Below are 20340 nucleotides of genomic sequence, written 5' to 3' on the forward strand. Positions count from 1 at the left end.
GGCCTCCGCGTCCGTCGAGCGCTTCTTCCTCGCCGTTCTGCCAGGTAGCCAACAAATTCAGGGAGTTGGCTCCCAGGGGGCACATATTTCCCGGCTCTTGCGTGGCCTGCTTCTGTTTCCTGCTAGTCTAGCTTTCTAGGAACACGGTTCAGTGCTCGACGCGGTCGCGATCTTTCCTGATACAGGAGTGTTTCATGGTTTCCAGCACGACCTTCGCCACCGTCCTCGAGCCGGCTCCGTCGTGTGCCTCCGCGGATGTCAGTCCCCGGCGGCGTTCCTGCCGGACCCGCCCGCGCGTGCTGCTCGTCGAGTCCCAGCCCGAGGTGCGTGACGCACTTGCTCAGGCGCTGGTGGGGGCGGGGTTCGAAGTGCTCGCCGCCTCGGCGATCGAGGCCGTGCTCGAGGCGCTGGGCGAGAACTGCGCGCTGCCGCACCTGGTGTTCGCCCCCGCTGAGTCCTCCCAGGGAGGGATGGACGGCGCGGCCCTGTGCGAGCGGCTGCGCGCCGATGCCCGGACGGCGCATCTGCCGGTGTACCTGCTCGCGTCCCAGGACTCGCCCGCGCTGCGGGAGCGGGTTGACGCGGTGCGTGCGGATGACCTGCTCGTGCAGCCCGTTTCGCCGCGCGTGGTGGTGTCGCTCGCGCGCCTCAAGGCGGGCCGGGGAGCCTTCGCGTCCGCCTACGAGGCGCATACCGTCCGCATGCCCCTGGCCCAGGTCGTTCACGCGCTGTTGCACGGCTCGCGCGCGGGTCGTGTGGAACTGCGCGACAATGCCGGCTGGCTCACCTTCCGCCAGGGGCACGTGGTGGACGCGTCCTTCGAGGGGGAGCGGGGGCTCGTCGCCATCCGTCGGCTGCTCTTCTTCGGCTCGGGTGCCTACGCGGTGTCCTTCGGGGAGGAACTGGCGGACGGCAAGCTGTTGCTCAACTCGCGCATCTACGACTCGCTGCTGCTGCCGGCCGCCGAGCGCTTCCTGGCGCTGTGCGCGCTGGGCATCCCCCTGTCCGCCCGCCTGACGGTGGACTTCAAGCGGCTGGCGGACGCGCTGCGCTCGCTGCCCGATGACGTGGGCCAGGTCATCCGGCTGTGCGACGGGCACCGCAGCGTGCACACGGCTCTCCTGGAGTGTGCCCTGCCCGAGGTCACCACCCTGGAGGTGCTGACGTGCCTGTACGCGCAGGGGGTGCTGGTGCCGGCCAACTTCATCGCCGAGCGCGAGCCGACGCCCCAGCACGTGCCGCGCTTCTTCGAGCCGGTGCTCGAGGAGTCCGAGGAGCCCTTCGCCGACGCGTTCGCGGCCACGGGTTCCTGAGCGGCACGGGCCGTTCTGCGGGTTTGACTCCGCCGGGCCACTGGGAGAGAAGGCGCGAGCACTCGCCTCCAGGAGCGCTACTGCCATGTCCGGTCACAATCGATGGTCGAAGCTCAAGCGGGCCAACGCCATCATGGGCAAGACCAAGGGCAAGCTCTACTCCAAGCTCATCAAGGAGATGACGGTCGCGGCGCGCCTGGGCGGAGGCAACCCGGACGGCAATGCCCGTCTGCGCGTGGCCATCGCCGCGGCGCGCGAGGCCAACATGCCCAACGACAACATCCAACGAGCCATCAAGAAGGGCACGGGGGAGTTGGAGGGCGAGAGCTACGAGGAAATCGTCTACGAGGGCTATGGCCCGGGCGGCGTGGCGGTGCTCGTGGAATGCCTCACCGACAACCGCAACCGCTCGGCGGCGGACGTGCGCTCCATGCTCGGCAAGGAGGGCGGCAACATGGGCGCGGAAGGCTCGGTGAACTGGATGTTCCACAAGAAGGGCGTCATCACCGTGAAGTCCGGCCCCACCGAGGAGCGGGTGATGACGGTGGCCCTGGACGCGGGCGCCGAGGACATCCTCGACCAGGGCGCCGAGGGCTTCGAGGTGCGCACCGCTCCGGCGGACCTGCACGCGGTGGCGTCGGCCTTGGAGGGCGCGGGCCTCGTGCTCGGCGAGCAGAAGTGGACGTACATCCCCCAGAACACGGTGCGCCTGGAGGGAGACAATGCGAAGAAGATGCTCAAGCTGATGGAACTGCTCGAGGACAACGACGACGTGCAGAACGTCTACGCCAACTTCGAGATGGATGACGCGCTGTTGGAGTCGCTCTCGGGGTGAGGGGGCGGGAACGGGCCCGTCGACACGAGGGGGGCCCGCGCGTTATAGGGCTCGCTGAACCCCTGTTCCGTTGTTCCTGGAGAGGCATTTGCGCGTCCTCGGCATCGATCCTGGCAGCCGCTTCATGGGCTATGGCGTGGTGGAGGATCGGCGCGGGAAGCTCGTGCACGTGGGCCATGGCGTCATCAAGGTGGACCCCGAGGCCGCGCTGGAGTGGCGCCTGAAGGAACTGCATGACGCGCTGCTCACCGCGCTCAAGCTCCACCGGCCGGACGCGGTGGCGGTGGAAGGCGTGTTCACCTTCCGCAATGCCCGCAGCGCGCTCATCCTCGGGCATGCCCGCGGGGTGGCGCTCCTGGCGGCGGCCCAGGCGGGGTTGACCGTGTACGAGTACGCCCCCGCCAAGGTGAAGCGCTCGGTGGGCGCGGGCGGCTCGGCGGACAAGGACGCGGTGGCGCGCATGGTGTGCACCTTCCTGGGGCTGGAGGAGTTGGAGCGCTCGGACGTGAGCGATGCGCTCGCGGTGGCGCTCTGCCACCTCAACCATGGCCGCGCGGGAGTCCCGGCCGCGGGCGGCTCGAAGGCCCGGGGCAAGTCGGCGCGGGCGCGGCTCGCGGACAAGCTGACGCCGTCCTACCGTCGGCCGGAGGCACGATGATCGCTTCACTGCGCGGCACCGTTCAGGAAAAGGGCCTCGACGAGGCCATTCTCGACGTGGGGGGCGTGGGCTACCGCGTCTTCTTTTCCACGCTGACGCTGGGGCGCCTGCCCGCCGAGGGCGAGGCCGTCCAGGTGCGCATCCGCACCGTGGTGCGCGAGGACGCCTTCGAGCTGTTCGGCTTCCTCACCCGCACGGAGGAAGAGCTCTTCCTGTTGCTCAACTCGGTGTCCCACGTGGGGCCGAGGCTCGCGCTGGCGGTGCTCTCGGGCATGGAGGCGCCGGAGCTGGTGGCGGCGCTCGGCCGGGGCGAGGTGGCTCGCCTCACCAAGATTCACGGTGTCGGCAAGAAGACCGCCGAGCGGCTGGTGCTGGAGCTCAAGGAGAAGGTGAAGACGCTGCACCTGGAGCAGGTGGCCACGCAGATGCAGCCCGAGGCGCCCGCCTCGAAGAACCTGGCCGACCTCATCTCCGCGCTCGTCAACCTGGGCTACAAGGTGCCCCAGGCGGAGAAGGCCGCGGCATCCGCCAGCGAGCGGCTGGGGGAGGAGGCCGCCTTCCAGGCGCTCTTCCGCGAGGCCCTCAAGATGTTGCGCGCCACGCCCTGAATTCAGAAGTGGGTGACGCGCACCTCGGGCTCCGGCGCGTCGTCCGGAACGCCCTCGCGCTTGCGCTGGCAGGCCGCGCAGCACTCCGCCCAGGGCACGAGCTGCAGGCGCTCCAGGGGAATGGCGCCCTGGCAGTCCTCACACCGGCCATAGGCGGAGGGATTCGTGCCGAGCTTGTTCAGGGCGGCGCGCACGCGGGGCAGGAGCACATCGTTGCGCTCCTCGCCGGACTCCGCCGCGTCCTGGAGCTGCTCGCGCTGCTCTTCGTCGATCGCCGACCAGACCCATTCCGGCGGTGGCTGGGCCGTGAGGATGTAGTGGAGGACATGCAGCTGGTGCTCGGCCTCGCGGCGCTGGGCGTCGCGGCGCAGGGCCTGCAGCTTCGGGTTCTCCATCATCCGCGACAGGCGCTTCTGCACGTCCCGCCGCATCCCCGCGTCCCGGGTGATGACGTCGATGTAGGCCTCCGGGGTGACGCCCCGGGGTTCGCAGATCTGCTGCAGGACGCGCTCGAAGATGGGCTCGATGCCCGCGGTGGCGGCGGTGGAAATCCACGTGGTGGCGGAATTCAGCGCGTCGAGCGACGAGAGGACGGACTGGTGGATGTCCTTCCACTGCGGCGAAGGGCCTTCTGGAGAACCGGTCGTCATGCCTGGGGCCATATAACCACAAGGGTGCCGGAAGACACACGGACCCTTGGCTGGAGGGGCCCGCTCTCTTGGTTGCTCATGGGTCGCACCAGGATGGCTCACGCCCGCGTCGGTTCGGAGCGGCCGGATGCTCCATTCTGGCCGCGCCCGAGCCCTTTCGGGACGGGGCCTCGGAGGGAGACGGGCCCGGCACGGGGCTCGCAATGCCCGGGGGTGAACCTCCATCCCACATAGGTGTTGGCGTGCCCCCCTCGAATTCCGGCAGCGAAGCCATCCAGCGCATCTCCCTGAAGAACCGCGAGTACGCCTACATCGAGGACGCCAACCGGGGCGTGGTGCTGGTGGAGATCGGCCCCAAGGTGCTCACGCTGGAGGCCCACCTCACCCTGGTGATGAAGAGCCGGATGGTGGAACTGGGCACGGGGAGTTGGTGCGTGGTGCGCAACCCCGTGGTGCGCGCCGAGGGCCGGGTGGCGCTGGATGACTTCGGGCAGGCGCGCATCGCGGTGGGAGACCGGGAGGTGCGCGTGGGCCCCCAGGTCTTCCCCCTCTACCCGGGCGAGGAGCTGGAGGGGGAGATCGCCGCCGAGTACGTGCTGGGGGTCAACGAGGCGCTGCGCCTGCGCGCGCTCACGGCCTTCACGGAGGAGCCGTCCTCGGGGAGCGCCCCGCGCCGCCGCGAGGCGGGTGACGAGTGGTTGATGCGGGGGCCGGGCCGCTACGTGCCCAACGCGGCGGTGGTGGTCGTCTCGGACGAGAAGGCGCGGGTGCTCAAGGAGACGGAGTATTGCGTCGTGCTCAACCCGGTGGACCGCGCCACGGGGCGCATCCAGGAGGGCCGCCGCAAGGTCATCTCGGGGCCGGACGTGTTCTTCCTCGAGCCCGGCGAGGAACTCGAGGGCGACGTGCGCCGCAAGCACGTCCTGTCGGAGATGCAGGGGCTCAAGCTCCAGGCCCTGGATGAGCTCTCCGAGCCGGAGGAGGGCGGTGCTCCCCGGGCGCGCAGGGCGGGCGACACGTGGATCGTCCGGGGGCCACGCACGTACGTGCCCAGCGAGAAGGTGCTCATCCTCAAGGAGATCTCCGCGCTGTCGCTCGGGCAGAGCGAGGGCCTGTACGTGAGGGACTTGCGCTCGGGCAAGGTGTCGCTCGTGCAGGGGCCCTGTCAGTTCATGCCCGAGGCGCACCAGGAACTGCACGAGAAGCGCCTGTCCCCCGAGGCCGAGGCGCTGCTGGGGCTCGTTCCGCCGCCGCCGGCCGTTCAGGGCGAGGGCAAGGTGCCGCGTCCGATGCCGGAGAAGGTGGACCGCACGCGCGCCATCGTCCTGCGCATCGAGGACAACACGGCGGTGCTCATCAATGACTTCGAGACGAACCACGCGCGGGTGGAGTTCGGACCGTCGAAGGTGATGCTGCGTCCGTACGAGGACGTGACGGTGCTGGACCTGTCGGGAGGCACGCCCAAGAAGGCGAGGCAGCTCAAGGTGTTGATGCTCCGGTTGGGGCCGGACTTCGCCACGGATCTGTTCGAGGTGGCCACGCGCGACCATGCCCGGCTGCGCATCAAGCTCTCCTACAAGTGGCAGTTCGACGTGGAGGGGGACTCGGAGAAGGACAAGGCCATCTTCCGGGTGAACGACTTCATCGGCTACGTCTGCGAGAACCTGGCCTCGCGCATCCGCCAGGTCGCCGCGGAGAACGACTTCGAGACCTTCCACAAGACGGCCAGCGTGCTCATCCGCCGCGCCATCTTCGGGGTGGACGAGGGGGGCAAGCCGCGCAAGGACCGGCTCTTCTCCGAGAACCAGCTGCGCATCATCGACATCGACATCAAGGACATCGCGCCGGTGGACGACAAGACGGCCCTCAAGCTGCGCGAGGCCATCGACACCAACATCCAGATTCAGCTGGACGCATCGCGTCAGGAGGCGCAGGCCGCCGCCGAACTCAAGCGCATCCGCAGCGAGGAGGAGAAGCAGCTCGCGGACATTTCCAGTCACCGCAAGGCGGAGGCCGAGCGCCAGTCCCTCATCGAGCTGCAGAACCGCAACAACCAATTGGCCACGTTGAGCCGGGCGAAGGTGGAGGCCGAGGCGCAGCTCGAGAAGGCGCGGGTGGAGAGCGAGGAGGCGCTGGCGCGCGCGGAGGCCGAGGCCCGGGCCTCGCGCATCCGCACCGAGGCGGAGCTGGAGCGCGAGCGCAAGATGACGGAGATGACGATGGAGCGGCAGAAGCGGCTCAACGACCTGGAGGTGGAGCGCCAGGCGCGGCTCTCCGAGGTGGAGGCCGGGCAGTTCCGTCAGCGGGTGGAGGCGCTCGGGGGTGGGGAGAACTTCGTCAAGGCCGTGGCCGCCCAGGCGCAGGCGGCCGTGGTGGGCGGGCTGGACAAGGTCGTGTTCCTGCCCAGCGGCTCCAACCTCAACCTCTTCGACTCCATGCAGGGGCTGCTCGGGCCGGGTGGGGCGGGCGCGGCGCGTCCCGGTACGGGCGGCGGCGGCGGCGGCAATTAGCGTCCTCCGTCACGCCGCGTGGCGGGCGGCGGAGGGCGGCTGGATGGCGCCGTGACCCGGAGGGGGGAGGGTGAGCGTGGGGTGGAGGCCCGGCGACACCAGCGCGCTCGTCAGGAGGGAGGAGGGGTGGACGTTCACGAAGCCCCCCTCCACCTGGGAGGGGCCCGCGAACACCTTCTCCAGGATCATCGACGAGTACTGCTCCAGGGAGCTCTCGCGGGTGTTGCCATTGAGCACCACCTCCCAGCCCATCTGTTCGGCGAAGGCGCGCACCCCGGGGATGAGGGATTGGAGCGGGGTGTAGCTCTCCGTCGCCACGGCGTTCTCGCTCACCACGAACACCTCCTGCCCGGTGGCCACCGCGAGCGACATGTTGCCCAGCGTGTGGCCCGGCGTGGACAGGAGCGCCACGCCCCGGCCCAGCCACGTATCGCCCTCCAGGAGCACCACGCGCTCCTCGGGCACGCCGGTCGTTCCGTCCTCGACGTACCAGACGCGCTCCAGGGGGTGCAGGTTCTTCACCGCGGCCCACTCGGCCCGCTGCACCAGCAGCTTCGCGCGGGGGAAGTAGGCCGGCTGACCATCTCCGCCGAGCCAGCGCCGCAAGTCCTGTGCGTGCAGGTGATCGAACGCGAGGTAGTCCACGTCCTCGGGCCGCAACCCGAGCGCCTGGAGGTGTTCCTGTACCGTGCCGTGCCGCCGCGTCATCACCTTGGTGGTGACGAAGTCGCCATACTTCTCGCGCAGCGATTTATAGAAGGGCGCCTCATGGCCGCGCTCATAATCGCTCGGATTGAAGAGCAGGGTGCGCTGCGTCCCGTCCTCCTGGTACTGCACCACCTGCATCCGGTTCAGCATCATCACGTACGGGGCGAGGGTGCGCGCCGCGCCACTGAAGGCGAACAGGGTGGGGTAGGGGAAGGTGACGAGGTCGCACGTGGCCAGCGCGGTGACGGGGCCCTCGGCGGTGAAGGCCTCGCGCGCCTCCTGGGCGGCCCGGCGCAGCTTCCGCAGCCGACGCCCGGCCGCCTGCTCGGTGCGCGCCTCGGGGAGGAAGGGGAGAGGTCGAAAGGGAGCGGTCATGGGATCACCGGGAGGTAACGCGTGAGCGCGGGCGGATGTGTCGCCCATTACGCACGGTGGCTGGACGCTCCGCGAGCGGCGCGGCGGCGGCGGGTTCACTGGTAGACGGGGTTTCCGGGCGGGCTGGCCGGCGGCGGGCGGCGGGCCCGAGGGGCGATGAGAGAGGCCGCCATGCCAGGGCCGTTCTGGTAGGGTGGGGAAAGAGGATTCACGGGACATGGCGAAGCGGAAAACGGACGACGCGCTCTCGGGAGAGGCGCTCAATGACGAGGGCCGGGTCGAGGCCTCGCTCCGGCCACGCTCCTTCGACGAGTACGTGGGCCAGAGCGCCGTCGTCGACAAGCTCAGGGTGTATGTCCAGGCGGCGCGCAGCCGCGGGGAAGCGCTCGACCATTGCCTCTTCTCCGGGCCTCCGGGTCTGGGCAAGACGTCGCTCGCCTACCTCATGGCCACGGAACTGGGCGTGGGCATCCACGTGACGAGCGGCCCCGCGCTCGAGCGCAAGGGGGACCTGGCGGGCCTGCTCACCAACCTCAACGAGCGCGACATCCTCTTCATCGACGAGGTGCACCGCCTCAACGCCGCCATCGAGGAGTACCTCTACCCGGCCATGGAGGACTTCCGGCTGGACATCACCATCGACACGGGCCCCGCCGCCCGGGCGATGAAGATCGACCTGCCGCCCTTCACCCTCATTGGCGCCACCACCCGCACGGGCCTGCTCACCTCGCCCTTGCGCGACCGCTTCCAAATTCAGGAGCGGCTCGAGTACTACGAGCCCAAGCACCTGGAGATGATCCTCAACCGCTCGGCGCGCATCCTCGGCGTGAAGCTGGAGCGGGACGGGGCCCGGGAGATCTCCACCCGCGCCCGGGGCACGCCCCGCATCGCCAACCGGCTGTTGCGCCGCCTGCGGGACTTCGCCCAGGTGGAGGGGGATGGCACCATCACCCGGGAGCTGGCGTCCCAGGCGCTCACCCGGCTGGGCGTGGATGCCTCGGGCCTGGATGCCATGGACCGGAAGATCCTCCTGGCCATCCTGGAGAAATTCGGTGGGGGCCCGGTGGGGGTGGAGACGATCGCCGCCAGCGTGGGCGAGCAGCGCGATACCATCGAGGACGTGTACGAGCCCTACCTGCTGCAAGAAGGCTTCCTCCAGCGCACGCCGCGGGGCCGCACGGCCACGCATCGCGCGTACACCTACTTCAACAAGAAGGCGCCCGAATCGGCGCAGGGGTCCCTCTGGTGAGTTCCGCGCCCGCAGTTCCTCCGACCCGAGCCTCGCGCGTTCCTCGTGACTTCTACGAGGAGCTGGTGCGCGCCTCACAAGGCAGCCAGGCCGGCTTCCTCTCCGAGCGCGAGCGCTGGTTGCGCGCCCTGACCGTGGATGCCCGCGAGGAGCTGCTCTTCGAGTTCGAGATGCTCCTGCGCGGCATGGAGCGCTACGTCCACCAGCAGGACAATGGCGTCACCGCGGAGTCCCACGAGCAGCCGCTCGTCACGCGGGACTTCCGCGAGGAACTCAAGGACATCCGCGCCACGCTCAGCCAGAGCATCCGCCTGGCGCGCCACCTGTTGGATCCGGACTCGGACCAGAAGCTCCAGTTCCGCCGCTACGTGGAGACGCAGCTCGCGGATGACCGGGGCCTGCGCTCGCGCATCGAGGGCGAGCGGCAGCAGGAGACGCCCCAGGAGAGCCTCTTCGTCCTGCGCCAGTCCTTCGAGTCGCTGCGCAACCTCATCGACCACCTCCTGCAGTTGCCAGTGTGCGGGCTGAGCCTCTTCACCGACGTGGGCAACCTGGTGCTGCGGGAGATCGTCCTCAACCGCTACTTCCGGCCCTGCCGTCTGACCGAGTTCCGCCTGGAGTATGATCGGCTGCGCTCGGCGCGGCTGCTGGCGCTCCTGGCCACGGTGCCCGCGGAGACCCGGCCGCTCTTCACCACCGCCTACCTGGGCCTGTTCCGCCTGCTGCATTGCCTGGCCTACGTGAGCCAGGACGCCCAGGGCCCCATTCCCCGGCGCGTGCGCGTGCTGCTCGCGCTGGTGCGCAGCGAGGCGCTCAGCCTGGTGGGCTACCTGAAGAACGAACTGGCGCCCCGGGCGGGCCCCAAGCCGCTCCAGGCCGCGTGTCTGCGCGCCGCGCGGGACATCGCCCGCGAGACCGAGCGCATCGCCCGCGACATCCTCGTGGAGCTGGATCGCGATCGGGCCGCCGCCGCCCGGGCCTCCTACGCCTTCACCCAGCTGCTGCAGACGCAGGTGGTGGCGCTCACGGAAGCGCTTTCCCCGGGCTCCACGTCCGGAGAGGCCCCCTTCGAGCAGCTCACCTCCGCCACCGAGTGCGCGAGCCGGTTGCGCATGGACTTGTGGGTCTTCTCCCAGCTGTGCCGTGCGGCGGAAGGCCACCTGCGCAACGACGACGTGCCCGCGTCCGAGTCCGTCATTTCCAGCATCGTGGCCTTCCTCGGCTATTTCCAGGACGGCAGCTACCAGCTGCTGCGTTACGTGGATTACGAGGCGTTCGACCGCTTCTCGGCGCTGCTCACCGAGCTGCCGTGGCCTCCCGAGGGCCCCGCCGTCCGCACCCGGCTCATCGTGGACCTGAAGGCCTTCTCCCAGGTGCTGGAGAACACCTTCGCCGCCGTGAGCCGGCGCGCCCAGCTCCGGGGCTTCCATTTCGATCGGATCGAGGCCGAGGCCCTGCGCGACCGGTTCCTCTCCACCGCGCAGTAAACGCGTTTGTCCGGAAGTGGGCATTGCAATCGCCCCAGACTCCTCGTTCGTGATCGGCCTCCGTTTGATTCCAGGCATCCGCTTGCGCTATGCGGGGGCCCTCATGACGCGCCCCGACGGGCGTCTGGGTGAGGGAAAGTCCTGACACCTTTGTCACGGTGTCGAGACAGATGCACAGCGGATCGAGGGGGGACGGGACTCCGGATGTCGCGGAAGTCCTGGCGAGCGGATGAAAAACCCCAGTGAAACCAACGACTTGGCTCATTCCCGAAGCTCGGGGATCCGCTGGGAACGGAGGGGACTCACTGGCGTATCGCTTGCAATGATGCGCGGCGCGTCAGATGGGCAGTGAACAGAGCAGCACCCGCATCGAAGAGGCGACACCGAACCATGCCTTCCAGTTCATTCAACCAGCGCACGCTCCTCCAGCCCGTCCACTGCCAGGGGGTGGGCCTCCATTCCGGGGCTCCGGTGAACCTGTCCCTGCTGCCCGCGCCGGTGAACCACGGCATCTGCTTCGTGCGCACGGACACGCCGCGGCCGGTGGTCCTCCCGGCGCTGTCGGAGTACGTGGTGGACACGTCGCTGGCCACGACGCTGGGGCGTGACGGGGTGAAGGTGAGCACGGTGGAGCACCTGATGTCGGCGCTGGCTGGCATGGGGCTGGACAACGTGCGCGTGGAGCTGGACGGGCCCGAGGTGCCCATCATGGACGGCAGCGCCGCGCCCTTCGCCGCGCTGATCTCCGAGGCGGGGCTGCGCGAGCAGGAGGAGCCGCGCCGCGTCCTGGTGATGAAGAAGACGGTGGCGGTGGTGGACGGGGACAAGGAAGCGAGCCTGTCGCCCGCGAAGAACTTCCGCATCTCCTGCACCGTGGATTTCAAGCACCCGCTCATCACCGAGCAGTCCTTCGAGCTGGAGTTCTCCGACCGGTGCTTCGCCCGGGAGATCTCCCGCGCGCGCACCTTCTGCTTCCGCCGGGACGTGGAGATGCTGCAGAAGATGGGCCTGGCGCGGGGCGGCTCGCTGGACAACGCCATCGTGGTGGACGAGTTCTCCATCCTCAACCCGGATGGCCTGCGCTTCGCCGACGAGTTCGTGCGTCACAAGATCCTGGACGCCATCGGGGACATCTCCCTCTTCGGCCGTCCGGTGGTGGGTCACCTCAAGGCCTTCAAGACGGGCCACGCGCTCAACCAGAAGCTGGTCAAGGCGGTGCTGGCGGATCCGAGCTCCTACGAGATCGTCCCCATGCGCAAGTCCGTGGATTTGCCCGAGTTGCGCCTGCCGGAGCTCGGGCTCGAGCCGCTGGTGGCCTGAGAAATTTCTTTGCGAGTCCCGGGTTTTCTCGACTAAGGACCCGTACCCATGCCCATGCGCACCTCTTCCACCCTCCTGGCCGCGTTCCTCGCGGCTTCTTTCGTCTCCGGTTGTAACAAGGAGAAGGCCCCGGCGGCCGCCGCCACCGCGACCACCCCCTCCTCGACGGAGCCCTCCGCGGACACGGTCGTGGCCACCTTCGGCGACGGTCAGAAGATCACCTTCGGTGAGCTGAACGACCGCCTCAAGGATCCGCTGGCCAACCTGGAGAAGCAGAAGTACCAGACGCGCAAGCAGGGTCTGGATGGCTTCGTGGTGGAGAAGCTGGTGAAGGCCGAGGCCACCAAGCGCAACCTCTCCGAGGAAGCGCTGGTCAAGGCCGAGGTCGACGACAAGATTCCCCAGCCGCCCGAGGAGGAGATCAAGAAGCTGTACGACGAGGCCAAGGAGCGGCTGCCCCCGGGCACCACCTATGAGCAGGTCAAGCCGCAGATCGTCGACTTCCTCACCGGCTCCAAGAAGCAGGAGCGCGCGCGGGACTACTTCGCCGAGCTGAAGAAGAACGCGAACGTGCAGATCACCCTGCCCGAGCCGCCGCGCCCGCCCGTCGAGCGCAAGCAGGTGGCCGCCATCGGTCCCGCGAAGGGCCCGGACAGCGCGCCCATCACCATCGTGGAGTTCAGCGACTTCCAGTGCCCCTTCTGCAGCCGCGCCATCAAGACGGTGGACGAGGTGATCAAGGCGTACCCGGACAAGGTGAAGCTGGTGTTCCGCCAGTTCCCGCTGGAGTTCCACAAGGAGGCGCCCAAGGCCGCCGAGGCCTCGCTGTGCGCCAGCGACCAGGGCAAGTTCTGGGAGTACCACGACACGCTCTTCGCCAATCAGTCCGCGCTGCAGGTCGACAAGCTCAAGGAGCACGCCAAGACGCTGGGCCTGGACACGGCGAAGTTCGACAAGTGCCTGGACAGCGGTGAGAAGGCCGCCACGGTGAAGGCCGATCAGGACGACGGCCAGAAGGTGGGCGTCAACGGCACGCCGGCCTTCTTCATCAACGGCATCCTCCTGTCGGGCGCCCAGCCCTTCGACGAGTTCAAGAGCGTCATCGACGCCGAGCTGGCCAAGAAGTAAGGAAGGCGGCTTCACGTGGCGGTGCGCCCCAAGGCGACGCTTCGTCTGGGACGGGATGGTGAGCCGGGCGTGCTCGAGTTGGAGCGCCCGCTCGCCGCCAGTCTCTCCCCTGGCCAACCCCTCGTGGCGCATTTCCACTCGCCCGAGGGAGTGGTGCTGTTGCGCGAGCCCGCCGCCCTGGGCGGCTTCTTCGCCGGCAGTCTCCGCTCGCTGTCGGTGGAGGAGGTGCTCGGCCATGTGCACTCCGGCATCCGCAGCGGCCAGCTCATCCTCCAGAACGGCCCGGTGCAGCGCACCGTCACCTTCCGGGACGGCCAGCCCACCTTCGCCGTGTCCAGCGTGCACCATGAGCGCCTGGGCTCCGTGGTGGTGCAGTTGGGCCTCGTCACTCCCGAGCAGCTGCACCACGCGCTGGGCAAGGTGTCGCCCTCGTTGCGCATTGGCGCGGTGCTCACCCGCGAGGGCTTCCTGTCCGAGGCCAACCTCTACAGCGCCATGACGTACCTGGTGCGCGAGGTGATGCTCAACCTCTTCGAGATGTCCGAGGGCAGCTTCCTCTTCATCGAGGGCCGTCCGCCACCGGGCGACTCGGTGAAGCTCCAGGAGCGCACCCGGGATCTCATCCTCCAGGGCCTCAAGCGTGGAGAGGCCGTGGCGCGGCTGCGCCGGCGCTTCCCGGACGATCTGACGGTGGTGGCCGGCTCCGAGTCACCTCCTCCCGGCGAGGAGGCCCTGTTCGCCCAGGCCTCCGCGGGCAGCGTGCTGGGCGTGCTGCGCTCCTTTTGGGAGGGCAGCCTCTTCTCCTTCCTCACCTGGGTGGATGAGCGCCTGCGCGACGGCTCGCTCGTCATCCAGCAGAAGTCCGCCGTGCCTCCCGTGGCGCCCGTGCCCCTCGTTCCCCGGCGGCCCTCGGGCTCCTTCGCCGTGGTGCCCCCTCCGGTCGTGGCGCCCCTGGGCCCCGAGGAGCGCTTCAACGCGCTGCTCGCGCAGATCCACACCGCCATCCGCCTGGCGGGCGCCAATCCGAACCTGCTCCAGGGCTTCCTCGAGTCTCCCCAGCCCGGGCTGGAGACCGCCTACGAGGGCGTGAAGCTCGGGCCGGATGGCCGGCTGGACGTGGAGCGCATCCGCCAGAACGTCTCCAGTGGGGGCGAGGCGCTCGCGCGCGCCATGACGCTCGAGGCGCTGGACGCCTTCGTGTCCTACGCGCTGTTCTCCGCGCGCAACGTGCTGCCGGGCGAGATGTCCGAGCGGCTCTATCGCGGCTACCGCGATCTCCAGGAGGGCTTGTCGTGACGGATGCTTCCCCCGCGCGGGAGCGGCTCGCGCTCGCCGCGGATCTCCCCCTGGACGAGGGCCTGCGGCTCTACGCGCAGGTGGCGCCCCATGTGGGCTACGCCAAGGTGGGCCTGTCGCTCTTCGTGGAGCATGGCCCCGCGGCCGTGGCCGCCTTCCAGAAGCTGGGGGCGCGGATCTTCCTCGACCTCAAGCTGCACGACATCCCCAACACCGTGGAGCTGGCCGCCGCGCGCGCCGGGGCGCTGGGCGTGTCCCTGCTCACCGTGCATGCCGCCGGAGGCGAGCCCATGCTGCGCGCCGCGGTGAAGGGCGCGCGCGCGGGAGCCCAGGCCCAGGGTCATGCGCCGCCGCGAATCCTCGCGGTGACGGTCCTCACCTCCATGTCCGCCGAGGACGTGGCCGACGTGGGCCTGTCCGGTGCTCCCGAGCAGGCCGCCCTGCGGCTCGCGCGGCTGGCCATGCGCGCGGGCGTGGAGGGCCTGGTGTGCTCACCCCGCGAGGCGGAGTCCTTCCGCCGCGAGCTCGGCACCGCGCCCTTCCTGTGCACGCCGGGCATCCGCCCGGCGGGCGCGGCCCTGGGGGACCAGAGCCGCGCGGAGACGCCGGCCTTCGCGGTGCGCGCTGGAGCGGACCTCCTGGTGGTGGGCCGCCCCATCCACACCGCCGCCCAGCCGGTGGACGCCGCACGCGCCATCGCCCTGGAAGTTTCATCCGCTTGACAACACGCGGTTGAGGGCTTGCCACGGCCCCTGGCCGCATCCCCCGCTCGTCCCCAGCTTGTGTCCCGAGGCCATCGGGCCTGGGGAGACTCACATGGACGCAAGGCGGTTGTTGGGTTGGGGCCTGGTCGCGCTCTGCACGGCGTGCAGCGGAGCGAAGCAGGCGGTGCGGGAGCCGTCCGAGCAGGCGACAGGGGGTTCTGGCCTCGTGGCTCAATCCCCGGGTGCGTCCGATTCCAGACGCTACGTGGACCAGACCCTGGGCTTCGAGCTCACCCAGCCGGGGGGGGACTGGTTGTTGGATGAGACGGGTGAGCAGACGCCCGAGGGGCTCGCCATTCCCGTCGTGCTGCACCACCGCACCAGCGGGGCCCAGATGGTGTTGCAGGTGGCGCCCGCGGTGGCCTCGCCCATTCAGTTCGCCGAGCGGCTGACGATGGGCCTGCGCAGCCAGCCCGGCTTCGTCACCAGCGATCCCGAGCCGCTGCCCCTGTCCGATAGCGCCGTGGGCTTCCACTTCGCCGTGGGCGACAACGTGCGCGGGCGGGTGGTGGTGCGTGACGGCAGCGCCGGCCACGTCTTCATGATGCTCGCCACCTGGCCGACGGCCGCTCCGGAGGAGGTGCCCGAGACGGTGGACGCCCTCTTCGAGAGCGTCCACCCGCTGCCCCTGGCGCCCGAGCAGACCTGAGCGCTAGCCCTTCGCGCGGCCGCCCCGCGGGCTCTTGGCGGCCGCCGGGGGCTTGGGCGTGGGGGCCTCGGTGGCCGCGTCCGCCTCGAGCTGGGTGGTGCGCCGCCGCACGTACTCCACCAGCGTGCGCACGCCCACGCCCGTGGGGCCCTTGGCGTTGTAGCCGCGCTCCTTGGGGCTGATGGACGGACCCGCGATGTCCAGGTGCACCCACGGCGTCTCGCCGACGAACTCCTTGAGGAAGAGCGCGGCGTTGGTGGCGCCCGCCCAGCGCTCGCCCGAGTTCTTCATGTCGGCGATCTCCGAGCGCAGCGCGTCCTTCTGCAGCTCCGTCACGGGCAGGCGCCACATCTCCTCGCCCGCGGCGCGCGCCGACTCCATCACCTCGTTCACCGTGGCGTCATGCTCGCCAAAGGCACCCACGATGTAGTTGCCCAGGGCGACGATGCACGCGCCGGTGAGCGTGGCCAGGTCGATGAGCGCCGACGGCTTGTGCTCGTTCGCCCAGGTGAGCACGTCGCCGAGCACCAGGCGCCCCTCGGCGTCCGTGTTCGTCACCTCCACCGTCTTGCCCAGGCGCGACACGAGGACGTCGCTGGGCCGGTAGGACGTGCCCGAGGGCATGTTCTCGCACGCGCCAATGAAGGCGTGCACGGGGAAGGGCGGCTTGAGCGCGGCGATGACCTTCATGGCGCCGAGCACCGCGGCCGAGCCCGCCATGTCCGTCTTCATGTCCACCATGGAGTCGGTGGGCTTGAGCGACAGGCCACCCGAGTCGAAGGTGATGGCCTTGCCCACGAGTGCCAGGGGCGGCTGCTTCGCCTGCTTCGCGTTCTTCGGCGTGTATTCCACGTGGATGAGCTGCGGCTCGTTCGCGCTGCCCTGGGCCACCGCGAGGAACATGCCCATCCTCAACTTCTCGATCTCCTTGCGCCCGCTCACGCTCACCTTGAGCCCCACTTCGCGGCCCATCTCCTGCGCGGCCTGGGCCAGGCGCGCCGGGTTGACCACGTTGGGCGGCTCGTGGGTGAGATCCCTCGCCCAGTTGGTGGCCTCGGCCACGCGCTGCGCGAGCGCCACGGCCTGCTCCTGCTCCTTCGTCTTCTCCCCGTCGACGTGCAGCTTCACGGCCGTCAGCTTCGGCGCGTTCTTCTCCTCGCGGGCCGAGGACTTGTAGCGATCGAAGCGGTAGGCGCCCAGCTCCAGGCCCTCGACCACGGCGCGCACGGCACCCGTCACCTCCAGGCCCCCGGGCACCGCGAACACCAGCGTGCGCGTCTTGAGGCGCTGGGCCGTCTTCGCGGCGCGGCCCGCGGTGAGCCGCAACACCTCCGGGGTGAAGCGCGCGCGCGTGCCCAGGCCGAGCAGCAACACGCGATCCGCGGCGAGTTTACCCAGGGTGTGGATGACGAAGGACTGATCGCCCTTCCCCTTGAAGCCCTCCTGGGCGGCGGCGGCGAGCAGCCGCGAGTCCAGCGCCGCGTGCACTCCGGCCAGGATGCCGGGAGGGGTGTCTCCGGTCTCGCCTTCGAAAAGGGGGATCACGAGCAACTCACCGCTCGCGCGGGCCAGTTCGCCGGAGACGAAGCTGAAGTTCATGGGGGAAGGCAACTCCTGATAGAGGGGAGAGGGGCGTGGGACTGTAGCGCCGCGAATGTTTCAGGCAAGAACGGTCGAGAGTTCCCGCGTTGCATTGACACTCCACGCTGACTAGGTCCCCGCCATGCCTTCGTTGCTGTTGCACCTCACGGCCATCGAGAGGCTGGCCGCCAACCCGGGAGCGCTCCCCGAGGACTTCGTGCGCGCTTTGTCCGAGGACCTGGCCTACGCACGTTTTGGCGCGGCCCTGCCGGATCTCCCCCTGTGCGAGGGGCTGTTCGGCGGGCTCGCCTCGAGCGTGTCCGGGCGGGATTGGCCCCTCTACGCGAAGCTCTTCCACGAGCGTGCTCCGGTGACCCTGGGCCTCAAGATGGCGGAGTTGGTGGCGGCCGGCGCCCTGGTGGGCACCGAGGCCGGGCTCGCGCTGCTGGCCGGCTATTTCACCCACCTGTCCCTGGACCGGGCGCTCCATCCTCAAGTGGACAAACTGGTGTTGCGCCACCGGCGCCGGGGCGAGCACGCGCTCGTCGCGCACCGGCAGATCGAATGGACGCAGACGCTCTTCTACCTGCGCGAGTTGCATGGAGTGGACCTGATGGGCAGTCCCCGCCTGCGCTCGCGCTTCCAGGTGACCAAGAGCACGGGCCTTCCCCTCAAGGGCATTGGCCGCGGCATCTATGAGTTGGTGCGGCTGGCCTCGCAGGAGACGTTTCAGCAGGCGCCCAGCAAGTCCGAGGTGGACGCGTGGGTGCGGGGCCTGTACCGCGCGGGGCTCTACCTCTCCAGCCCCGTGGGGCGCATGAAGGCGCTGCCGGCCTGGTCGCAGCTGAGCTTCCAGGAGTTGTACCGCAACGACACGTTCGACTTCGCGCGCGAGGTGGAGCTCGCGGTGGAGCAGACGCGCGGCGTGTTGCGGCGGCTGCTCGCGTATATGGCCCGCGGTATTTTCACGCCGCGTGCGCGGGCGCGCTTCCTCACGGAGTTTCCCGAGGGCACCATCGGGGTGAACGCCGCCTAGGCCTGGACGCCAACACCCTTCGGGACACGCCCCCCAGGGGGAAGGGCAGACGGCCGATCGAGCCGGGAAGTGTCAGGGAATGCGCCTATCCGATCGTCAAGGGGGCCCCTATCCTCCTCTTGGGTATGACGCTTCTCTTCTTGATCGCCGCGGGTGTCCTCTCGGGGACGTTGGGTGCCCTCCTCGGGGTGGGGGGAGGGGTCATCCTGGTGCCTACCCTGGTGCTTGGCTTCCAGGTGCCATTGGAGGACGCCGTCCCCGCGAGCCTCATGTGCGTGGTGGCGAGCTCCTGCGGCGCGTCGGCCAGCTATCTGGAGCGGCGGCTGAGTGATGTGCGCCTGGGTCTGACCCTGGAGCTGGCCACGGTGACGGGCGCCATCGTGGGCGGACTGGTGGCGACCCTGGTGGCGCCGGCCTGGGTCGCGCTCGTCTTCGGGCTCTTCGCCCTCTACGTGTCGGCGCAGATGCTGCTCGCACGGGGAGGCCGGGAGCAGCGGCTCGAGGACTACACACCCACCAATTACCCCCTGGGCATCTCCGGCTCCTTCGTGGCGGGCAGCCTGTCGGCGCTGCTGGGCGTGGGCGGTGGCCCCCTCAAGGTGCCGTTGATGACCTACGGCATGCGGGTGCCCTTCAAGGTGGCCAGCGCCACGAGCAATCTGATGATCGGCGTGACGGGCGCGGCGAGCGTGGCCGCCTATGCGTGGCGTGGCCACGTGAAGCTCGCGCTGGTGGCGCCCCTGGTGGTGGGGGTGCTGGCGGGGGCCTCGGTGGGCAGCCGGTTGATGCCGCGGGTGCCCACGGGGGTGTTGCGCCGGCTGTTCGCGGGTGTGCTGCTGATGGTGGCGGCGCAGATGTTGTGGAAGGGAGCGGAAGGACTATGGCCGAAATAGCCGAAATGACCTCACGGGAGCCCAGACCGGTGGCCGTTCCCGTGTCCATGGATCCCACACCTTCCGAGTCCCGGGCCCGGCCCTCGGCCACGCACGTCGAGCGGGCCGAGGCCGGAGAGCAGTGGATCGCCCGGCTGCTGCGCGGGGGCGCCCTGTGCAGCGGTGCGCTCTTCCTGGTGTCGCTCGCGCTGGAGTCCCTGCCGGACTCCGAGTCCGTGCACGTGCTCATCGACATCCTGCGCAAGGGCGCGGCGTCCGCCCTGCTGGTGACGCCCGTGGTGCGCCTGATGGTCGCGGGCACCACCCTGGGGCTGCGCGGCGAGTGGCGCTATGCGCTCTACGCCGCGGGAGTCCTGGGCCTGCTCGCGGTGGCGGTGGGCACGGGCCTCCACGCCTGAGCCGTCACACCCCGCGCGCGTCGAAGTGGGCGAGCACCTTGCGCGCCCGGGCCACGTCGTCCGCCCGGCCCTGGTGCTCGAAGAGGGGGATGACCGTCTCGAGCTCCGCGCGCGCCATCTTCCAGTCCTGCACGAAGGTGCACGCGATGCTCAGATCCCACCGGGCCCGCGACTCGTAGGCATGGTCGTGCAGCTTCGAGTACAGCTCCGCCGCCGTGCGCAGGTGGGGCCGCGCCGCCTCGTGGTTGCCGAGCAGTCCCTCGGCCTCGCCCAGGAGCAACCGGCAGAGCGCGAGCGGCTCGAGGTCCTCTTCCTTCTCCAGCACGAGCAGCGCCTCGGCGAAGCGCTTGCGGGCCGCCTCGTAGTCGCCCGTCTCCATGCGGATGTCGCCGATGTCCAAGAGCAGCCGGGCCACGCGCGGCCCGTTCTTCGCCTGCCGGTAGAGCAGCAGCGCCTCCTGGTACTTCTCCTCGGCGCCCTTGGGCTGCCCGAGCGAGCGCAGCGACTCGCCGATGGCCGCCCGGCACAAGGCCTCGTTCTCCTGATCCTTCAGCTCGTTGAAGAGGAACGCGGCCCGGGCGATGTGCTCGATGGCGCCCCGGTGATCCTCGAAGTGGGCGCGGGCCACGCCCAGCCCGAAGAGCACCTGGGCCTGGCCGTCCTTGTCCGCGGCGGACTGGAAGAAGCCCAGGGCCTCCTCGTAGTGGCGGCGGCTCTCGGCGTGATCCTCCAGCATGCCGTGCAGCTCGGCGAGCTGCAGCAGCCCCTTGCCAATCTCCCCCGGGTCGCTGGTGATGCGCGTGACGGCGAGCGCGTTGCGCTGTTGCTGGATGGCTTCGAGGATGTGGGCGCGTTCGGTGTCGTTGGGACTCATGGCGGGGC

Annotated in this window: 19 protein-coding genes; 15 read left to right on the forward strand and 4 right to left on the reverse strand. The window is 69.6% G+C overall.

What is annotated here, in order from left to right; translation table 11 throughout:
- Positions 1-194: 194 nt before the first annotated feature.
- The 4 genes from MEBOL_RS29365 (at position 195) to ruvA (ending at position 3414) form a co-directional block, all read left to right on the forward strand.
- A complete protein-coding gene (locus MEBOL_RS29365) occupies positions 195-1313 on the forward strand; it encodes a response regulator (RefSeq protein ID WP_095980537.1) in 1119 nt (372 codons plus the stop codon).
- Between the two features lie 85 nt (positions 1314-1398).
- Positions 1399-2148, forward strand: coding sequence for a YebC/PmpR family DNA-binding transcriptional regulator (locus tag MEBOL_RS29370; RefSeq protein ID WP_095980538.1), 750 nt, complete (start codon positions 1399-1401; stop codon positions 2146-2148).
- Between the two features lie 88 nt (positions 2149-2236).
- Positions 2237-2806, forward strand: a complete 570-nt coding sequence (gene ruvC, locus MEBOL_RS29375) for a crossover junction endodeoxyribonuclease RuvC (protein ID WP_095980539.1) — start codon at positions 2237-2239, stop codon at positions 2804-2806.
- Positions 2803-3414, forward strand: a complete 612-nt coding sequence (ruvA, locus tag MEBOL_RS29380) for a Holliday junction branch migration protein RuvA (protein ID WP_095980540.1) — start codon at positions 2803-2805, stop codon at positions 3412-3414. Before ruvC ends, ruvA begins: the two co-directional genes overlap by 4 nt.
- Positions 3415-3416: 2 nt before the next feature.
- On the opposite strand, the gene MEBOL_RS42400 is transcribed toward ruvA, so the two are convergent.
- Positions 3417-4064, reverse strand: a complete 648-nt coding sequence (locus MEBOL_RS42400) for a TraR/DksA family transcriptional regulator (protein ID WP_218920825.1) — start codon at positions 4062-4064, stop codon at positions 3417-3419.
- A 242-nt stretch (positions 4065-4306) separates the two neighbouring features.
- Here MEBOL_RS42400 and MEBOL_RS29390 point away from each other — a divergent pair, with 242 nt between their 5' ends.
- Positions 4307-6574: a hypothetical protein gene (locus MEBOL_RS29390; RefSeq protein WP_095980541.1), complete on the forward strand. Its 2268-nt coding sequence runs from the start codon at positions 4307-4309 to the stop codon at positions 6572-6574.
- Positions 6575-6583: 9 nt separating this feature from the next.
- Here the strand turns inward: MEBOL_RS29390 and MEBOL_RS29395 are convergent, their stop codons facing one another.
- Positions 6584-7657, reverse strand: coding sequence for an MBL fold metallo-hydrolase (locus MEBOL_RS29395; RefSeq protein WP_095980542.1), 1074 nt, complete (start codon positions 7655-7657; stop codon positions 6584-6586).
- A gap of 217 nt (positions 7658-7874) precedes the next feature.
- Between MEBOL_RS29395 and ruvB the strand changes: the two genes are divergently transcribed.
- The 7 genes from ruvB (at position 7875) to MEBOL_RS29430 (ending at position 15550) form a co-directional block, all read left to right on the forward strand.
- Complete coding sequence (ruvB, locus tag MEBOL_RS29400) at positions 7875-8906, forward strand: Holliday junction branch migration DNA helicase RuvB (RefSeq protein ID WP_095980543.1); 1032 nt, start codon at positions 7875-7877, stop codon at positions 8904-8906.
- Positions 8900-10393: a hypothetical protein gene (locus tag MEBOL_RS29405; protein ID WP_425437653.1), complete on the forward strand. Its 1494-nt coding sequence runs from the start codon at positions 8900-8902 to the stop codon at positions 10391-10393. Before ruvB ends, MEBOL_RS29405 begins: the two co-directional genes overlap by 7 nt.
- Before the next feature lie 390 nt (positions 10394-10783).
- Entirely contained in the window at positions 10784-11713 is a 930-nt protein-coding gene (gene lpxC, locus MEBOL_RS29410) for a UDP-3-O-acyl-N-acetylglucosamine deacetylase (RefSeq protein WP_218920826.1), read from the forward strand.
- 48 nt (positions 11714-11761) lie between these two features.
- Positions 11762-12841 (forward strand): thioredoxin domain-containing protein, encoded by a 1080-nt coding sequence (locus MEBOL_RS29415; protein WP_095980546.1) that lies wholly within the window; start codon positions 11762-11764, stop codon positions 12839-12841.
- A 15-nt stretch (positions 12842-12856) separates the two neighbouring features.
- The gene (locus tag MEBOL_RS29420) at positions 12857-14137 is read left to right on the forward strand and encodes a DUF4388 domain-containing protein (RefSeq protein ID WP_095980547.1); all 1281 of its coding nucleotides are present in this window, start codon (positions 12857-12859) and stop codon (positions 14135-14137) included.
- Complete coding sequence (pyrF, locus tag MEBOL_RS29425) at positions 14134-14859, forward strand: orotidine-5'-phosphate decarboxylase (protein WP_095980548.1); 726 nt, start codon at positions 14134-14136, stop codon at positions 14857-14859. The genes MEBOL_RS29420 and pyrF overlap by 4 nt, the downstream gene beginning before the upstream one ends.
- 94 nt (positions 14860-14953) lie before the next feature.
- Positions 14954-15550: a hypothetical protein gene (locus MEBOL_RS29430; protein WP_095980549.1), complete on the forward strand. Its 597-nt coding sequence runs from the start codon at positions 14954-14956 to the stop codon at positions 15548-15550.
- Between the two features lie 3 nt (positions 15551-15553).
- Here the strand turns inward: MEBOL_RS29430 and MEBOL_RS29435 are convergent, their stop codons facing one another.
- On the reverse strand, positions 15554-17149 hold the full coding sequence (locus MEBOL_RS29435) for a leucyl aminopeptidase (protein ID WP_095980550.1): 1596 nt from the start codon (positions 17147-17149) through the stop codon (positions 15554-15556).
- Between the two features lie 124 nt (positions 17150-17273).
- On the opposite strand from MEBOL_RS29435, the gene MEBOL_RS29440 reads away from it, so the two are divergent.
- From MEBOL_RS29440 to MEBOL_RS29450, 3 genes are all read left to right on the forward strand, one after another.
- A complete protein-coding gene (locus tag MEBOL_RS29440) occupies positions 17274-18167 on the forward strand; it encodes a zinc dependent phospholipase C family protein (protein WP_095980551.1) in 894 nt (297 codons plus the stop codon).
- 125 nt (positions 18168-18292) lie between these two features.
- Entirely contained in the window at positions 18293-19060 is a 768-nt protein-coding gene (locus tag MEBOL_RS29445) for a sulfite exporter TauE/SafE family protein (RefSeq protein WP_095980552.1), read from the forward strand.
- A 47-nt stretch (positions 19061-19107) separates the two neighbouring features.
- Positions 19108-19458: a hypothetical protein gene (locus MEBOL_RS29450; RefSeq protein WP_425437654.1), complete on the forward strand. Its 351-nt coding sequence runs from the start codon at positions 19108-19110 to the stop codon at positions 19456-19458.
- Between the two features lie 4 nt (positions 19459-19462).
- Here the strand turns inward: MEBOL_RS29450 and MEBOL_RS29455 are convergent, their stop codons facing one another.
- On the reverse strand, positions 19463-20332 hold the full coding sequence (locus MEBOL_RS29455) for a tetratricopeptide repeat protein (RefSeq protein ID WP_095980553.1): 870 nt from the start codon (positions 20330-20332) through the stop codon (positions 19463-19465).
- Positions 20333-20340 lie beyond the last annotated feature (8 nt).

Origin of the sequence: Melittangium boletus DSM 14713, from assembly GCF_002305855.1 — a bacterium.
Taxonomy (GTDB): domain Bacteria; phylum Myxococcota; class Myxococcia; order Myxococcales; family Myxococcaceae; genus Cystobacter; species Cystobacter boletus.